Origin of the sequence: Endozoicomonas acroporae, from assembly GCF_002864045.1 — a bacterium.
Lineage (GTDB): Bacteria > Pseudomonadota > Gammaproteobacteria > Pseudomonadales > Endozoicomonadaceae > Endozoicomonas > Endozoicomonas acroporae.
Genome location: NZ_PJPV01000212.1, coordinates 1 through 17,925 on the forward strand (window position 1 = coordinate 1; position 17,925 = coordinate 17,925).

12 protein-coding genes are annotated in these 17,925 nt (G+C 48.7%); 6 read left to right on the forward strand and 6 right to left on the reverse strand.

What is annotated here, in order from left to right; genetic code table 11:
• Nucleotides 1-38: 38 nt before the first annotated feature.
• The 3 genes from CX664_RS24050 to CX664_RS24060 are packed head-to-tail and all read right to left on the reverse strand — an operon-like array spanning nt 39 to nt 5,150.
• Entirely contained in the window at nt 39-425 is a 387-nt protein-coding gene (locus CX664_RS24050) for a restriction endonuclease subunit S (RefSeq protein WP_101749153.1), read from the reverse strand.
• Entirely contained in the window at nt 418-2,052 is a 1,635-nt protein-coding gene (locus CX664_RS24055; RefSeq protein ID WP_101749154.1) for an HsdM family class I SAM-dependent methyltransferase, read from the reverse strand. The genes CX664_RS24050 and CX664_RS24055 overlap by 8 nt, the downstream gene beginning before the upstream one ends.
• Complete coding sequence (locus tag CX664_RS24060) at nt 2,046-5,150, reverse strand: type I restriction endonuclease subunit R (RefSeq protein ID WP_101749155.1); 3,105 nt, start codon at nt 5,148-5,150, stop codon at nt 2,046-2,048. The genes CX664_RS24055 and CX664_RS24060 overlap by 7 nt, the downstream gene beginning before the upstream one ends.
• Nucleotides 5,151-5,963: 813 nt before the next feature.
• Between CX664_RS24060 and CX664_RS24065 the strand changes: the two genes are divergently transcribed.
• The 5 genes from CX664_RS24065 to CX664_RS24085 are packed head-to-tail and all read left to right on the forward strand — an operon-like array spanning nt 5,964 to nt 14,287.
• Entirely contained in the window at nt 5,964-7,733 is a 1,770-nt protein-coding gene (locus CX664_RS24065; RefSeq protein ID WP_244910724.1) for an HsdM family class I SAM-dependent methyltransferase, read from the forward strand.
• Nucleotides 7,730-8,788 (forward strand): PDDEXK nuclease domain-containing protein, encoded by a 1,059-nt coding sequence (locus CX664_RS24070; RefSeq protein WP_101749157.1) that lies wholly within the window; start codon nt 7,730-7,732, stop codon nt 8,786-8,788. Before CX664_RS24065 ends, CX664_RS24070 begins: the two co-directional genes overlap by 4 nt.
• The gene (locus CX664_RS24075; protein WP_101749158.1) at nt 8,788-10,176 is read left to right on the forward strand and encodes a restriction endonuclease subunit S; all 1,389 of its coding nucleotides are present in this window, start codon (nt 8,788-8,790) and stop codon (nt 10,174-10,176) included. Before CX664_RS24070 ends, CX664_RS24075 begins: the two co-directional genes overlap by 1 nt.
• Complete coding sequence (locus CX664_RS24080) at nt 10,160-11,206, forward strand: PDDEXK nuclease domain-containing protein (RefSeq protein WP_101749159.1); 1,047 nt, start codon at nt 10,160-10,162, stop codon at nt 11,204-11,206. The genes CX664_RS24075 and CX664_RS24080 overlap by 17 nt, the downstream gene beginning before the upstream one ends.
• 3 nt (nt 11,207-11,209) lie before the next feature.
• On the forward strand, nt 11,210-14,287 hold the full coding sequence (locus CX664_RS24085; RefSeq protein ID WP_101749160.1) for a type I restriction endonuclease subunit R: 3,078 nt from the start codon (nt 11,210-11,212) through the stop codon (nt 14,285-14,287).
• A gap of 908 nt (nt 14,288-15,195) precedes the next feature.
• Here the strand turns inward: CX664_RS24085 and CX664_RS26735 are convergent.
• Genes CX664_RS26735 through CX664_RS26740 form a run of 3 tightly spaced genes read right to left on the reverse strand, consistent with a single transcriptional unit; the run spans nt 15,196 to nt 16,033 of the window.
• Entirely contained in the window at nt 15,196-15,345 is a 150-nt protein-coding gene (locus CX664_RS26735) for a hypothetical protein (RefSeq protein ID WP_163372738.1), read from the reverse strand.
• Complete coding sequence (locus CX664_RS24095) at nt 15,338-15,814, reverse strand: transposase family protein (protein WP_163372739.1); 477 nt, start codon at nt 15,812-15,814, stop codon at nt 15,338-15,340. Before CX664_RS24095 ends, CX664_RS26735 begins: the two co-directional genes overlap by 8 nt.
• Before the next feature lie 45 nt (nt 15,815-15,859).
• Entirely contained in the window at nt 15,860-16,033 is a 174-nt protein-coding gene (locus tag CX664_RS26740; RefSeq protein WP_180966615.1) for a hypothetical protein, read from the reverse strand.
• Between the two features lie 718 nt (nt 16,034-16,751).
• Here CX664_RS26740 and CX664_RS24110 point away from each other — a divergent pair.
• The gene (locus CX664_RS24110; RefSeq protein ID WP_101749164.1) at nt 16,752-17,822 is read left to right on the forward strand and encodes a hypothetical protein; all 1,071 of its coding nucleotides are present in this window, start codon (nt 16,752-16,754) and stop codon (nt 17,820-17,822) included.
• The last annotated feature ends 103 nt before the right edge of the window (nt 17,823-17,925 follow it).

Below are 17,925 nucleotides of genomic sequence, written 5' to 3' on the forward strand. Positions count from 1 at the left end.
GGTTTTGCCAGCGCCACAATGGGTTTACCGAATACTTACTAATCTATAGAGTAATTGAAACAATCGATTTGGTGCACAATGTTTCTATTGAGCGTCGGGTTAGCCGAGCCTGAATCCAGCCTCTTCAAGGGTAGGCTTTTCAAAAAATAGTAAATAAACTTGGGATCGTTGCCTTTGAAGTCCTTCACCCAGAGACTTGTATCGTGGGGCCAATAGTCTGATTCGATGTAAAATGCTGTTCCAAGGGTCCCTTTTCGGCCAATTACGACTCCAGGCCCTTTAACCATTGGTTTGTAGTGATAGCTATTGACACCACTTGATGAAACTACAGGGTATGGACCATCAGTCTGCTCTTTTTTTGTGATATCAAAGCCTCTTTGGAGCGTTACAAGGTCTCCAATTTTGCATTTATCTAACTTATGCACGCAACACTCCCGCCAGTTGTTTCTCAATCTCCTGCTCCAGCTCTCGTGACTGCGCAAACATTGCGTGAAGGTTATCCGTGAAGCCTTTCATCTTCTCGCTAAACTGCTCGGGAGTGATATCCACGTAGTCGATTTTCACATCAAAGTACTGCCCGGCACTGAGAGAGTAATTTTTAGCGGCAATCTCCTCATAGCTGACCACAACAGAGAAATCATCTTCCAGATCATGACCGTTAAACACATCGATAATAAACGCTTCTTCATCGGCAGAAAGAACAGTCTTCTGGTTTTTGCCATCCTTCACCTTGGTACCCAGGTTGGAGGCGTCGATCAGCACCACCTTGCCTTTGTTATTGGCATCAATAAAAACAATGGAGACATTGGTGCCAGTGGTGGCAAAAATATTGCTGGGCATGGAGACCACACCGGCCAGCATTTTGTTGTCCACCAGGTGCTGGCGAATCTTTTTATCGATGCCGGACTGAGCCGTAATAAATCCGGTGGGCACTACCACCGCCGCTTTTCCGCCCGGTTTCAGGGAGTAGATAATGTGTTGTAAAAACAGCGAGTAGATCGCCATTTTGTCTTTGGCCTTGGCGGGCACTTTCGGGATGCCGGCAAAAAAGCGATCTTTATTCTCCTGGGTATCCAGGTCATTCCGGTAGTCGCTATAGTCCATTTTGAATGGCGGATTGGAGACGATGTAGTCAAACTGCCGCAACGCATTACCATTCTTGTGGGCCGGGTGCTCCATGGTATTCCCCTGGATGACATTGGGAATGGAGTGCACCAGGTTGTTCAGGATCAGGTTTAGCCGCAGCAAATTAGACGACTTTTGTGAAATATCCTGGGTATAGATAGAGCAACGATTTTCACCAATGGCATGGGCTACGTTCATCAACAGTGTGCCAGAACCTGCCGATGGGTCGTAGCAGCTGACGTTCTGTACCGTACCCTGCTGAGCTTTCGGTACCAGAATGGAGGCCATGATCCGTGCCACCGCATGGGGCGTGTAGTACTCGGCGTACTTACCACCGCTGTTGCTGTTGTAGTCCTTGATCAGGTATTCAAAGATGGTCGCATAAAAATCAAACTTCTGGGTGAAAATTCGCTCAAAGCTGAACTCTACCAGTTTGTTGATAATGGCCCGACAGAAGTTGTCCCGTTTGGAGTCGTCAGCAATGTATTGGCTGATGCGGTCGAACAGGACAATTTTAGCGCCGCCATCGGTTTTTACCGCAAACACATCGTTGTTAGTGCTGGCAATGTCGATCAGGGTATCGTCAAATAGTTTGGCGAACTCGGGCTGGTTCTGCTGGCTGAACAGGTAGCTGATAAAGTGTACTGGTTTCAGGTGGGCGGTGTCGGCACCCATTTGCAGTTGCAGCATTTCCAGATCGTCTTCGCTCATGGCGACCAGGGCTTCTTCCCACTTTTCCGCATTGGCTATGGAGGGATCGAGCTGTTTGGCTTCGTAGGCGAATTTGTCGTTCAGGAATTTGTAGAGAAAGGTTTGGGTGATGATTTTAAATTCATTACCGTCGTTACCAAGGCCATAGTTGGCACAGATGCCTTTCAGACCATCGATCAGCGCTTTGGTTTGCTGTTGAAAAGCGAGTTCTACCACGCAGTGGCTCCTGTATTAAATTCGTTCAGATATTCGGTGACCACCAGTTTGTTGATGTACCGTGAGGCATCGGGGGTCAGCTTGATCTGCTGGTTTTTCATAAATTGATGGATAACGTGGGGCATCATGGTCTTGGCAAAGTAGCTTTCGTTTTTCACCATATCGGTGTTTTGCAGCACGATCTGGTCGGCGTCCTGCTTGATATGGATTAACGCTTCAAAGACTTTGCGCTCCGGTGCGTTCAGGCCGCCCTGATTGTCAGGGTCCGTTATGCGTTTGTGGAGCCGTGCGTATTTGCGATCCCCATGGTATTTATGGCTGAGCTGGTCATTCTGACGGTTCAGCTCTTTGATTCGCTCATGAATTTTGCGCAGGGCATCGATATTCTGGCCCATTTCTTCCTGCGTGACCTGGCTGAGGTTTTTCTTTTTAAATAACCGTTCCAGCTCTTCTTTCAGGGTGATGAATTTCGGGTCTTGCTGGTCAAAGTTGCTGGCCAGGGCTTCGCGGGTCTGGCGCAGGGTGTTTTTCAGCTTGTCTGCCAGTACCAGCTCTTCCTCACCAATTTTGGTGAACTGGAAAATGACATCTTCAAGGGCGACATTAAGCAGGTTGGTGGTGTCGCCTTTCTCCAGGCTTTCTTTCAGGTTGAGTAAGTTCAGCCGGTTGCTGGTTTCCCGGTACAGCTGATTGAGCTTCTGGAAATCAAGGCAGGCCAGCAGGTCTTTATCATCCTGCATGCGGATAATATTGTAGAGACTCCTGGCGTCGGCCAGTGCTTTTTTCAGTGCCAGTACGGACTCCCGGTCCTGAATCTCGCTGATCTGCCGGGAGAAGGTTTCCGCATTCTCGGTATCGAAGCGGAACAGGGTGTCTTTGATCGCTTCAATGTCGCTGAGTATTTCTTCTCTGGATTTGAACAGGTGGGAGTAATGTTCGAACTCGTCGCCTAACTCTGCCTGTAATTCCTCGAAGTAGGCTCTGTTGGTCTCGGCAAATTCGCTGCGGATATCCGCAAAATCCACCACGTAGCCATAGCGATGGGTTTTATAGGGGCGGTTAACCCGGGTCAGTGCCTGTAACAGGTTGTGCTGACGGATGATGCGGGCAAAGTAGAGTTTTTTCAGGCGTTTGGCATCAAAGCCCGTTAGCAGCATGTTGTAGACAAACAGAAAGTCTATTTTGCCAGCTTTGAAATCTTCCACCCAGTCATTGCGCTCTTCTTTGTTGCCAACATCGTGCAGGATTAACGCAGCAGTGGTTGCGGCATTGGGGTTTTCAGGTGTGATGTTGTAGATACTTTTTGGCTCAGCAACCTGCAGGGCTTCCCCTTGCTCATCGTTGGCGGCGGGTAGTGCCTGCTTTGCATTACGTTCATTAAACTGATGGAATAGCTCTTTGGCTTGTTCGGCGCTGTCGCAGATGACCATACCACCGATGGTGCTGTCGTTCATTGATCCCCGGCTTTTTTCAAAGTCAGTGACGATGTAATTCAGCATTGGGGTAACGAATTTTGGATGAGCGTAAAGTTTTCTTTTGTCGATACTGCCCTGTTCAACTTCGACTGCTTTCAGGGCTTTTTGCAACTCCATCTTGTAGTTGGAGGCAATGTCTTCCCGGATAAGGCGTAAGGTGTAGCCGTCGGCAATGGAGCTGTTGTAGTAGTATTTGTGGATGTAGCCACCAAACAGGGTGACGGAGTTGTAGTCATCGCCCAGCAGAGGGGTGCCGGTCAGGCCGATTTTTATGGCGTTTCGATCCGACTGATCCAGGTTGGCCAGAAAGCTGCCCCTGGGATTGTAGCTGCGATGCACTTCATCCAGAAAGTAGATACGCTGGATATTCACATCGTAATCTCTGGTTTGGACAACATCCGGATCGTCTTTGAACTTCTGGATATTGACCACGGTTATCTCGGGCTTACCACTGTCGTTATGAATGACTTTGGTGGCTTTAATATCTCTGGAGAATTCGTCCCGTGAGTTTATGGTGTGTACCACCAGTTCACGCTTGGTGAACTCATTGCGAGCCTGTCGCAGTAAGTCAAGGCGGTCCACAATAAAGTAAAACTTTGGAATAATGTTTTTCTTCTGGAAATAGTGGGTCAGGAACTTGACGTTATAATAGGTCAGTGCGGTTTTACCGCTGCCCTGAGTATGCCAGACGATCCCTTTTTTGATGCCTTTGTCCAGCTTTTGTTCGATGGCTTTGGTAGCAAACATTTGCGGATAGCGCATGATGTGCTTTTGCAGGCCATCCTTCTCCTGCACGTAGACTAACGCGTATTGCAGGATAAACTTCAGTCGCTCTTTGCTGAGTAGCGAAGTGCAGATCCGATTCGTTGGGCGGTCTGGCGCTTTGTTACCGATGAACTCCTGATTGTTCTTGATGACTTCGAGGTTATTGTCTTTCAGAACGGTATTTTCGACTTCATCGTCTGGTCGTTTCAACAGTGTTGTTAAGTTGAACTCTTCCTCTTCCCGGAAGTAGTTAAGCACCGGTTTACCATAGGCTGGGCTGGCGTAGAATGCGCCTTCCAGAGGAGGTGATGAATCGTCGTCATACTCCATGTTGTTGGAGAAGATCATCAGCTGAGTGATATTGATGAATCGACGGAATTTGCTGTTTTCAAAACGGGTCTGGATGCGTTTGTGTTCAGCCAGAATGCCATCGTGATTATTGGGTTTCTTGACCTCAATGAATAGCAGCGGCATGCCATTAATCAGCAGTGTGATATCAGGATGAAACTCATCGTCGCCATTTTTACAGGTGAGTTCTGTGACAACATTGAAGGTGTTGTTGTTGTTGAAGTTTTCAAAATCGATCAGCCTGGTACCAGAGCGGTCCAGGAGCTTTTCAAAGAAGGCTTTGCCCAGGTCTTCGTTATCCAGCGACAGCTTTATCTCTTCGAGGAAGCGGCCAATATCATCCTGTTCCAGGCTGGGGTTGATACGGGCAATGGCCTCCCTGAAAATATCAGGGAAGATGTTGGTGTCGTTATCCCAGCTTGTATCTCGCAGTGGCAGGTAGTCATAACCTAATCTGGTCAGGTGCAGGATGGTGGGGATTTTGACGCGTGTGTCTTCAGTAAATTTCATACCTTCCCTTGCAGATTTTGTTGGCTGGTTTTGCCTTGCCTTGGAGGTGCCAGATAAAAATTACGCTACCGCCCGTAGATTTTACCGTTGTCTTTTTTTGACGCGGGGGAGCAGGGTTCCAGATAGCTCAGGGATGTGATTTTTAACCGGAATAGATTACCGAATAATTAGTACTATGTATCTAGTCATCTTTCTGACTCGAATGATTCACCGATTCTTTCTGCGATTGCAGAAATCACTGAAACCGGAGATCGGCGCTGTTATGAATTACTCAAAGATGTAAAGCATGATAAGAACACCATTAATGCAAGAACGGATAAGAAGCGCTTAACACCGTTAAGCTGTGCTGTCGAAACCTGCGATCCGGACATAGTTCGGCAGGTTATTCTGATGGGGGCGGAGCCTGATAAAAAGGCACAAACGGTGTTACAGACACCTCTTTATCAATGCATGACGTATTTTTCTTGGTCATGGCAACCGGGTTGTGGGTGAGGTAGAAGCGTTTCTCACCGACTCGGGTATGGTCGTAGTCGCTCTTTGATCCAAAAGAGGTGTAGGTATGAGTGTAGGTTTCTCGTGCGCTTTAGTGGTATTTTATGAGATGCACTGAGATACTATAAATAGGTGTTAGCCCTGTAATATCAAGGCCTGCAAGCTAATAATGAGACGCTATAATATATATAGCGAATGATTATAAAGTGCTCCTAAGGGGCAGTTCGGAGGTTCGAATCCTCTTGGGAGTGCCAGTTAAATCAAAGACTTACGGTAGTGTAGGTCTTTTTTTTGATCTAATAAAAATTAATTTCTATCACAGTGCTATTGTTTGAAGAACTGATCCGCAAATTTGCCGAAAGCTCCAACGAAACCGCCGGAGAGCACTTTACCCCACGGGATATTGTCCAGCTCACCACCTCCCTGGTGTTTATGGAAGATGACGATGCCTTAACAAAAGAAGGCATTATCCGCACCATTTACGATCCCACTGCCGGTACTGGTGGCTTTCTTTCTTCCGGTATGGAATATGTGCATGAACATAACGCCAATGCGGTGATGCGCGCCTTTGGTCAGGAGCTGAACCCGGAGTCCTACGCCATCTGCAAAGCCGATATGCTGATTAAGGGGCAGGATGTCAGCCGAATCAAGCTGGGCAATACCCTGTCCAATGACCAGCTTACCAGTCAGCAGTTTGATTATATGCTTTCCAATCCACCGTTCGGCGTGGACTGGAAGAAGATCGAGAGTACGGTCAAAACGGAACATGACGTGAAAGGCTTTGATGGTCGCTTTGGCCCGGGTCTGCCACGGGTATCCGATGGTTCCCTGTTGTTCCTGATGCACCTGATCAGCAAGTTCCGGGACATTACGCCGGATAACCCGAACCCCAGCCGGATCGGCATTATCCTGAACGGTTCACCCTTGTTTACCGGCGGCGCGGGCAGTGGTGAAAGTGAGATTCGACGTTATATTCTGGAAGCCGATCTGCTGGAAGCCATTGTCGCCCTGCCTACCGATATGTTCTACAACACTGGCATTGCGACCTATATCTGGGTGCTGTCCAACAAAAAATCGGCGGAGCGTAAGGGCAAGGTCCAGCTTATCAATGGGGCGAAGCTGTTTGGCAAGATGCGCAAGTCCCTGGGGTCCAAACGTAATATTATGAGCCCGGAAGACCGTGCAGTGGTGACTCGCTGCTTTGGCAAATTTGAGGCGGAAGCTACCGACTCCAATGGCATAGCAATCAGCAAACTATTTGAGACATACCAGTTCGGCTACCGTCGTATTACTGTAGAACGCCCCCTGCGCCTCTCCGTCCGGTTTACCGATGAAGCCGTTGCCAGCCTGCGTTATGCGCCCAAGCCGTTTAACAATGTGATGCGCTGGCTATTCGAACAGTTTGACGATGCCTGTTACTCGACACTGGCAGAGCAGGAAGAAGCCATTCGCAACAAGATCAAAAAAGACTTTACCGAGCTGAAAGAGAAGCAGATCAAAGAGGTGTTGGATACCAAACTGTGGTTGTTTCAGCGTAACCTGATGGAAAAGGCCCAACAGCTTCAGTCTGAGATTGGTATTGAGAACAGCGATGACTTCAACAGCTTCGATGAACGATTAAAGGCTGCCATGAAAAAGTGGGCGATCAAGCTGGATGCCAAGGAGAAGAAACAGCTTCTGGATGCCATTACCCATAAGAATCCGGATGCTGAGCCCGTTGTCAAAAAGGTATTAAAAGAAGAGTCGCAGCCCTTCTATGGAGCCTTTGAATACCGAAGCAACGTCGTCGAGTTTGAAACCGATGGCGACCTGCGGGATAACGAGAATATCCCCCTTGATCCATCGGTGACCACCTCAAAGCTGATTGAAACCTACTTCCAGCGGGAAGTGACGCCCCATGTGCCGGATGCCTGGATCAATGCCAGCAAGCGGGATGAGCAGGACGGTGAGATCGGTATTGTCGGCTATGAGATTCCCTTTAACCGCCACTTCTATGTGTACCAGCCGCCCCGAGCTCTGGAAGCGATTGATGCCGATCTGGATGCGGTCAGTGGGCGGATTATGGGCCTGCTGGCGGAGGTACATTCATGAGTAAGGCGAATAACAGCACCAGCCTTGGCCTTAATCACAACAGTGACTACAAGCGGTGGTTAAAAGATCTCAAACAAAAGGTACAGCAAACCCAAATCAAGGCCACCGTTCAGGTAAACACCACCCTGCTGACTTTCTACTGGGAACTGGGGGCCGATATTGTTCAGCGCCAGTCTACGGCTAACTGGGGCGATGGATTTTTAAAACAGCTCAGCAAAGACCTGATGAAAGAATTCCCCGATATCAAAGGCTTTTCTGAACGAAACCTTAAATACATTCGGCAGTGGTTCCTGTTTTACTCACAGGGTCAGGCAATTGGGCAACAGGCTGTTGCCCAATTAGCTCAAGTGCCCTGGGGACACAATTTACAGATCATCAGTAAATGCCAATCGGTGGATGAGGCGCAGTATTACATTCGCAGCACCATCGAACATGGTTGGAGCCGTAATGTACTGATTCACCAGATTGACAGTGGCCTGTGGCAGCGGGAAGGAGACGCGCTCAGTAATTTTGGCGCCACTCTGCCAGCGGTACAGTCCGATCTGGCACAGCAAACCCTGAAAGACCCTTACGTGTTTGACTTCCTCACCCTGACCAAAAGCTACAACGAGAAAGAGCTGGAACAGGGGCTGATAGAGCATATCACCCAGTTTCTGTTGGAGCTGGGCGCTGGTTTTGCGTACATGGGAAAGCAGGTCAAACTGCAAGTAGGTACACGGGATTTTTACATTGATCTGCTGTTTTACCATGCCCGTCTGCATTGTTATGTGGTGATTGAGTTGAAAGCAGGCGACTTTGAACCGGAGCATGCGGGCAAGCTGAATTTCTATATCAAGGCGGTGGATGAGCAACTGCGTAAAGAAGGTGATGCGCCCACCATTGGTATTTTGCTGTGCAAAAACAAAGATAAGCTGGTGGCGGAGTATGCCCTTAGCGACATCCAAAAGCCTATTGGCGTATCAGAGTATCAACTGACGCAATCGTTGCCGGAAAACCTGCAATCGCAACTGCCCAGTGTGGAAGAAATTGAGCAGGAACTGGGAGGTGAGTTGTGATGAGTGGGAAGTATCAAGCTTATCCGGAGTATAAAGAAACGCACTTAGGTTGGTTGAGTGAAATCCCGGCACACTGGGAAATAAAGCGACTGAAATACCTTGGCGAAGCTTTGATTGGTTTAACTTATTCACCTGACGATGTCGTTGATGCTGACGATGAAAATGCTGTATTGGTGCTACGGTCATCAAACATACAAAATAAGCAATTAGCTTTTGAAGACAATGTTTATGTAAGTAAGCAGATTCCTGAGCACCTGCGAACTCAAGAAGGAGACATCCTGATTTGCGCCCGAAATGGCAGCCGTGCTTTGATCGGGAAAAATGCTCAAATCACTGAGGCTTCGGCAGACATGAGCTTCGGTGCTTTTATGTCGGTCTATAGAAGTTCTTACAATGATTATTTATCCAAGGTCTTTAACTCAGCTTTGTTTGAGTATCAGTCAGGCTCGTTTTTGACAGCAACGATTAACCAGTTAACAACAGGAAATCTCAATAGTTTTGAAGTTCCACTGCCGAGTAAAGCTGAACAGCAAGTAATCACCAATTTCCTCGACCACGAAACCGCTAAAATCGACACCCTGATCGAAGAGCAGAAAACCCTGATCCGGCTGCTGCAAGAGAAGCGTCAGGCGATGATCAGCCATGCTGTGACCAAAGGGCTTAACCCTGATGCACCGATGAAAGATTCCGGGGTGGAGTGGCTGGGTGAAGTGCCTGAGCATTGGTCAGATACTGAAATTCGCTATATAACCCATCAAATAGGTGGAGGAACTCCGAGTAAAGACCGGTTGGAATTTTGGAATGGCAACATTCCCTGGGTATCTCCAAAAGATATGAAGGTTGATTATCTTTCTGATGCGCAGGACAAAATCACAGATCAGGCTATACAAGAATCTTCAACAAAACTGCTCCCCGTGGGCAGTGTATTGATTGTTGTACGAGGCATGATTTTGGCTCATTCAGTTCCGGTTGCCCTGACGCAAGCGCCTGTAACTATTAACCAAGACATGAAAGCTTTAGTACCAGGCAAAGGGGTTGATGGCGAATTCTTGCTGTTTTTCATGAAAGGGCTGAAGGGGTTCATTTTAGATTTGGTCGAAGAATCAGCTCATGGAACTAAATGTTTAAGGACTGAAGTGTTTGAAAGAATTAAGATCACCATACCTGACCTTGATGAACAAATTGAAATTATCAAAAAATTGAAGGAGAAGCTGCGCGTTATTGATTCCCTAATTGATGATGCTCAGCAAGGAGTTGAGTTGTTCAAAGAACGCCGCACCGCACTAATCTCCGCAGCAGTCACCGGCAAAATAGACGTCCGTGACTGGAAACCCACTGCCCACCCACAACAAAAACACCCCGAGGCCCCCCATGAGCAAACCGCCTGAACCGCCGGAGCACCCAGACACCCTGTTCAGCGAAATCAAAGGCCTGATCCAGTCCGCCCGCCAGCGGGCTGCAGTGGCGGTGAATACCGAACTGACCCTGCTTTACTGGCAGGAGGGGGAGCGCATCAATGCCGAGGTGCTTAAAGGTGAGCGGGCAGACTATGGCAAGCAGGTGGTGATTAACCTGTCGAAGCAACTCACCGCCGCCATGGGCAAAGGCTGGAGCCCCCAGCAACTGCGCCATTGCACCCGGCTGGCGGAGGTATGCACGGCGGATGAGATTGTCTCTACAGTGTGGAGACAATTGAGCTGGTCCCATATCAAGCAGTTGATTTACATTAATGACCCGCTGAAACGGGAGTTTTACCTGGCCATGGCGGCCCAGGAACGGTGGTCTGTCCGCACCTTCAGCGAACGCCTGGATTCCATGCTGTATGAACGGACGGCACTCTCCCGCAAGCCGGAAGCGACCATTGCCAGTGATCTGAAAAAGCTGCGGGAGCAGGGGCTGGCGAATCAGGACCTGGTATTGAAAGACCCGTATATTCTCAACTTTCTTGAATTGAACGACACCTACCTGGAAAAAGGGCTGGAAGATGCCATTCTGCGGGAGATGGAGCAGTTCCTGCTGGAACTGGGGATGGGCTTCACCTTTGTGGCCCGTCAGCACCGGGTTCAGATTGATGAGGATGACTTTTATATTGATCTGCTGTTTTACAACCGCAAGCTGCAACGGCTGGTGGCTGTCGAGCTAAAGACCGGCAAGTTCAAGGCAGAGTATAAGGGGCAGATGGAGCTCTACCTGCGCTGGCTGGATAAGTACGACCGACAGCCCGGGGAAGAATCACCCATTGGTATTATTCTCTGTGCGGGTAAAAAGCAGGAACAGATCGAACTGCTGGAGCTGGATAAAAGCGGCATCCATGTGGCGGATTACCTGACCAACCTGCCGCCCAAAGCGGTGCTGGAAGAACGCTTCCAGCGGGCCATCCACAATGCCCGCCAGCGTATTGAGAACAAAAGTGAGTAGTGTATGAGCAGGGACGCCACCGTTGAGGCCGTTTTCCAGAACGAAATAATCGCCCAGATGCAGGCCAATGGCTGGCTATTGGGTTCCGGCGACCAGTACCACCGGGAAACGGCGTTGTACACCAGCGATGTGCTTGGTTTTGTCAAACAGACTCAGGCGAAGGAGTGGGCGAAGTTCTGCAAGGTATTCCCCTCGGATTCGGAACAGCACTTTATCAGCCACCTGCTGACCCAGCTTAATAAGGCTGACCCCAATGCCATTGATAAAGAGCTACGCAGTTACGGTACCCTTGGGGTGTTACGTCATGGCCTGAAGATTCGCAATGCCCGGTTTCGCCTGTGCCAGTTTATGCCGGAGCATGATCTGAACCCGGATACGCTGGCCCGTTATAAAGAAAACCGTTGTCGCCTTGTGCCGGAGCTGGTGTATTCGCCCTATGCTACCGATGAGCACCTTGTCGAAACCGGTAAAAAGGCCAGGTCGTGGCGCATTGATCTGGTGCTGTTTATCAATGGTCTGCCGGTGGCGACGCTGGAGCTGAAATCCGAGTTCAAGCAGTCGGTGGATAACGCCATTCGGCAGTATAAAACCACTCGCCTGCCCAAAGACCCGGAAACCGGTAAGCCGGAACCGCTGCTCACCTTCAAGCGGGGTGCGCCGGTGCATTTTGCTGTCAGCCAGTATCAGGTTTATATGGCAACCCGGTTGGCCGGTGCTGATACCTTCTTCCTGCCGTTTAATAAAGGGACAAAAGAAGGCGGCGCTGGTAATGATATTCCTGACGATGAGAACCGCTATGCCACCGATTACCTGTGGAATGAGGTGCTGCTCCCGGATAACCTGCTGAATATTCTTGCCCGTTACGCTCACCTTGAGATTAAGGAGACCGAAGACTGGGAAGGCCGCAAAACCAAAAAGGAGACGCTGATTTTCCCTCGGTATCACCAGTGGGATGTGGTGCGTAAACTGATTGGCGCTGCCCGTACCGAAGGTACCGGGCATCGTTACCTGGTGCAGCACAGTGCCGGTTCCGGCAAGTCCAACTCCATTGCCTGGACAGCCCATCAGCTATCCACCCTTTATAAAGACGATGGAGACAAGCAGTTCCATTCTGTGATCGTGATTACTGACCGGACGGTGCTGGACGATCAGCTTCAGGATACCATTTACCAGTTTGAACACGCCGATGGGGTGGTGGGGCGTATTAACAATAAAGAAGGGCAGGGCTCCAAATCAGAGAAGCTGGCCAGTGCCCTGGAAAATGCCCAGCCGATTATTATCGTGACCATCCAGACCTTTCCGTTTGTACTGGCAGCTATTGAGAGCAGTACCAATCTGCAGAAACGTCGTTATGCCATTATTGCCGATGAGGCGCACTCTTCCCAGACGGGCGATACTGCCAGGAAGCTGAAAGAAGTGCTGATGGTGGATGGTGAAGCAAAAGAAGCAGAGCTATCGGCAGAAGACAAGTTGAATGCATCCGCACGACGGAAGAGCGGCAATCTCAGTTATTTTGCTTTTACAGCTACGCCAAAGGCGAAGACGCTGGAAACTTTTGGTCGGCTGGCTAATCCGGATGAACCACCTTCAAAGAAGAACCTGCCCCAGGCATTCCATGTGTACTCCATGCGACAGGCCATTGAAGAAGGCTTTATCCTGGATGTGCTGAAGAACTACACCAATTACAAAGTTGCCTACAAGCTGGCCCAGAAAATTGCCGCTACCGATGAGGAGGTGGACAGCAAGCGTGCCAAGGTGAAGGTGGGGCGCTGGGTACGCCTCCATGAGCACAATATCAGCCAGAAGGTGAAGGTGATCGTCCAGCACTTTCAGGAACATGTTATGGGACTGCTGGGTGGTCAGGCCAAGGCGATGGTGGTGACCAGCTCCCGCAAGGAAGCGGTACGCTATAAGCTGGCCTTTAAGAAGTACCTGGCTGAACACAAGAGTTCCATTGCCGTGATGGTAGCCTTTTCCGGTGAGGTGCAGTTCGACCAGAATGATCCGGACAGTGCCGCCATTCTTGATGAGAAATTTACGGAAAAAAATATGAACCCCGGCCTCAAAGGGCGGGATATGCGTAAGGCGTTCGATACCGACGATTACCAGATTATGCTGGTGGCCAATAAGTTCCAGACCGGCTTTGACCAGCCCAAGCTCTGTGCCATGTATGTGGATAAACCACTGGGCGGTGTGGAGTGTGTGCAAACCCTTTCCCGCCTTAATCGCACTTATCCCGGCAAGGCGGAGAGCGGCACCTTTGTGCTGGACTTTGTTAATGAGCCTGACGATATTCTGGCTGCCTTCCAGCCTTACTACCAGACGGCAGAGCTGGCGGATGTGTCTGACCCGGACAAAATCTTTGAGCTGCACGAAAAGCTGCGGGCCAGCGGCATTTTTACCTGGAATGAAGTGGAGCGGTTCTGCGAAGCCTTCCTGACCCGAAAGAAAAGCAATGCTGCTGTCAGTAATATCTGTAAGCCTGCGGTGGAACGGTGGCAGAAGCGTTACAGCTCTGCGGTGGCGGCTTACGAGCAGGCCAGGGATATGCTGGACCGGATGAAAAAGTCCGGCGATGCGGTGCTGATCGCCAACGGTGAAAACAGCCTGAAGGAGTGCAAGCAGGAAAAAGACCGGCTGGAGATTTTCAAGAAAGACCTGGGCAGCTATACCCGTTACTACGAGTTTATGTCCCAGATTGTCGATTACGATGATATTGAACTGGAACAGCTCAGCCTGTTTGCCCGCTACCTCCGGCCGCTACTCCGGGAGCAGGTTCTGGACGAAGACGATATTGATCTGGATAACGTGGTGATGAGCCACTATCGTCTATCTAAAATCCGCCAGCAGGACATTCAGCTTAAGGAAGATAGTCCGGAGTACAAGCTGGAACCGGGCTGTGATATGGGTACTGCAAAACCCAAGGATAAGAAAGAGGAGTTTCTATCGCAGATTCTGGCCCGGTTGAATGAGCTGTTTATTACCGACAACCTGTCGGATGCGGACCTGATCAATTATCCCTACAGGGTGCCAGACGAAGAGGCTGCGGTTGTTCCTTTTTGGTGGTGGGGAGAGACCTAAGCAGCATGATTGGCTGCTCAGGCATTTTTCTCAATGGGTGACGGGCACAACCCGCGTATAGATATAAAGCAGTGGCCGTGCAGGAGCTCCATTTTTACGGGTCACTTCTCCGGTTAGGAGCTGTCCTGAAATATTTCCACATTTCTGGGTTTCAAAACTACGTTCGTCCTGAGCCTGTCGAAGGGCGTGAACTCCGGCCTCATGTATTGTGCCAATCACCCTTCGACAAGCTCAGGATGAACGGAGATCGAGTTCAAAATGTGGAAATTATTTCGGGACAATTCCTTAGGCGGTGGCCTGCCTGCAAATGCCGGTGGAACAGATCGAGTCGTCCGCGGTCTACATAGCCGAGTTTCTGGCCATTCAGTTCTATCCGGATAGCCCTGTCATCAAAGGTGTTTGATGGTTCTGGTATAAAGCTGACGTTGGCCTCCAGGGGGATATCGTCAACGGCAACCTCAGACTCATGCTGAAAACCGGCCACTTCAACGATAAACTCAAATGCCCCGTCAGCATTGTCAAACGGATGGATCAGCTCGAAGCCATCATCAGGTAGCCCAGGGCGGTTGCAGCTGATGTACGATAGTTTATATTTTTGTTCTACTCATGATTGCCAGCGTTGTTGACCGTACATTCCCAGACAATTCAGATCACAATTCAGGCCGAATTCTGAAAAAAGAAGCCAAAGCTTGGATAATTTGCACAAAAATCTACAGGCCTTTTACAAAGCTTGTACCATTTGCTGCTTCTGTTATCTTGATTTAAACCAACTGTTTAGTCAGGATAAAATTTCTCCAGCACCAGCTCAGCTCGATAGTCCTGATCTAATCCTGCCAGTTGGATCCGGGCTGCCATACTCTCTTTCTCAAAGCGGTTACTTTGTTTGTGGGCATTGAAACACCACCGCCTCACTGTCGCAACGTTCTTTGCCGCTGTTCTTGACGCCCCCGGTTTTTCTCAATCGTTTCGGCAAAAGCAGGTTCTTCATCAGCGGATTCCGGATCATCCGGATGCTCTTCAATATACTTTGAAAAGTGTGCTTCGATATTACTACTCAAAGTGGGTTGCTTGTCCTAGGTAATCCGCTTTTTTTTCAATGATCTTTTTGCAAATATTTTTTTGACACCCCATGGCATCGCTGGTTATCAAGGCTCCTTCGAGAAAAAGCACATCGAGAACATTGTCGTTTTTTTCTGGATGAGGCCCGATTTTACGAGCATTTATCACCGATAATGTGTCGCTTACCCAATCGACAAATAACTGCGTAAAAGCTTCTGGATCAAGCAGTTTGCACACTGTTGCAATAGTGTAATGGGAAGGAAAAGCAAATTGATAAGGAAAAAACATACGAAACCAGCGATGGTTATACTTGGCGAATCGCTCCATGCCTTGCCATGTCGTATAACCACTCAAAATACTGACATAAACGATAAATATGACTTCCGGAAGTGGATACGTAACGTGATCTTCGCTACGAGGCTCAGTCAGTGATTTAATCCTTACGACCATTGGTGTGTAGCTGGACATTGTCATAGTTACATCTGAGGTATGTTAATAGTATATATGTACATCTCATGCTATCGCCCTGCTCACTTTCGGCGCTTTATTGATGCAGATTTTCTTCCCTTTTTTCGTCTTGTGGCCTGAGTGGTTGTCTTCGTGATCGGAGACACCTTTGGCTTTCAACTGGTGAAAGGTGAACCGTTCCTCTGCTGTGATTTTTCCGGAAGCAACACGGCGGCTCATGCAGTCCTTAAACCTGGCTGAGAATTGCTTGTTACTGATCGTTGAACCGTCCGGATCGTGGAACAGGTGATTTGCATGAACAGAAATACCCGAGTAATCAGCCAACGGCTTCCATGGGTTTGCCCGATGGCACACAAACCAAAACACCGCAGCAAATAGTGACGATGCAGCAACCCTTAAAGTCAGCGTAATTTATTGGCAATATTATCAAACTGTCTTGATTGATGGTAAGAGTGAAGATTGTTGGTCCATTGCCTATAAGTGGCGTTTTTCAAAATCTCTGAAGGATCAGACATGTCTGCAACCACATCACTTCAGGTAAATCTCCTCTTCACTGCATTTCAAGGGCGTTGCTCTCAATGCTTGACTCCAGCTCACCATAGCAGGTTCCGGTTTGCTTCTTCCCAAGCTTTCATTTGGTCGACCCAATCATATCGGTGATTGAGCGAAACCTGCTCTTATTTATAAAATATTCGGGCTATACTCCACAGTCGGCCTTGACAGATTAGGCAGCCTCATCTAAACAACTGTAGGCTCGGTTTTCTTTTCTCCTTCATTAAGTTGTACGTTTGTTTCCTGTTTGCCCTTCAGGTTCATTATGAATGCGTGTATTCCCCTGACCATTACCTTACTTTTGTGTTTCACTCTTCCCTCTGCATTTGCCGAAGAATGCTCGGAAATTGCAGCCATGAGTTTTGAAAAAAAGGAACAAGCCTTCATGGAGTTGAAAAAGAGCTTTATCGAAACCCTGAAGCCGTCGGAGCACCTGGATCAGATTCGCAAACTGGCCACTAATCCCTCGCAGTTAGATGAAGTGGGTGATCTTACCCTGCGGAGCCTGCCTGCAACCGTTCGAGAACATTATCCAGAAATACCTGAAACCGTTCTGGATGACTTTGACGAGCAAATTGAAGAGCTGGAGAGATTCGCGGACTGTTTTCACTTTGGTAAACGAAGCAAAGGCTCTCTAATGAAGCTTCGTTATCGCAAAGTCAAAGAAACCGACAGCCCCTACATTGGCTTCCTGTTACCAAAGGAGCAGGATCAGCCCCGCAAAGTGAAAATGGCCAGTTCTTCATCCTGCCAGGATAAACACTGCGATTTCACTGTGAAGAGCGTCGATGATCTGGACAAAGATATCATCCTGCTGGTTCATCGCCCTGCCCGACTCAGTACTCCAGTTTTTCATACAAAACCCATCGTCGACCCCACGAACGATACTACGAAACGCCTGCCTGAGCGTGCCTTTCTTCTGGAACTGGACCTGAAAAAAGTCGTCAAGCATTTTTTCAGCACGCCTGAAATCTATATGCACCTCACTTACTACAATAGCGACCAACCGATTCGTGAAGACACGATTGCAATTCCCTGGGCGAAAAAAAAAGGTGTTAATGAGGGCAATACTGAGCTGATCATCTGGTTGGATGCAGACTCTGTACAACTGACTCTGATGGAAAATGACTCAGAAATACCCTTTAGACTTATTGGTAAAATCCTCAGCAGGATTGTAAAGATTGGATTGCAACTCGCCGGTGCCTTCCATCCTGAAATAGGTCATATCCAGAGTGCACTTGGTATTCTCAGTAACCGCACTTCAACCGAAAGTGCCGATTTTTATCATGCCCTGGACAGAATGAATGCAGACGACATGCTGGATACCGTTCGCCTCCAGAGAAATAATTTAAATACTTTTGTCCCCATGAAATCAGGGGTCGCCAAAATGGTATTAAAGCCTGTCTACACCTCCAAAACAGGTATGAGTGATGAACTTCATAACCCATTTAATTGATGAGGTTTCCTTGTCGGTCTAAAGCCATGAGGCAATTCTGGCCACCGCAGCTTCTTAACAATGACATCACTGTTGATACCCGATTGAGCTATCTTTAATTGCC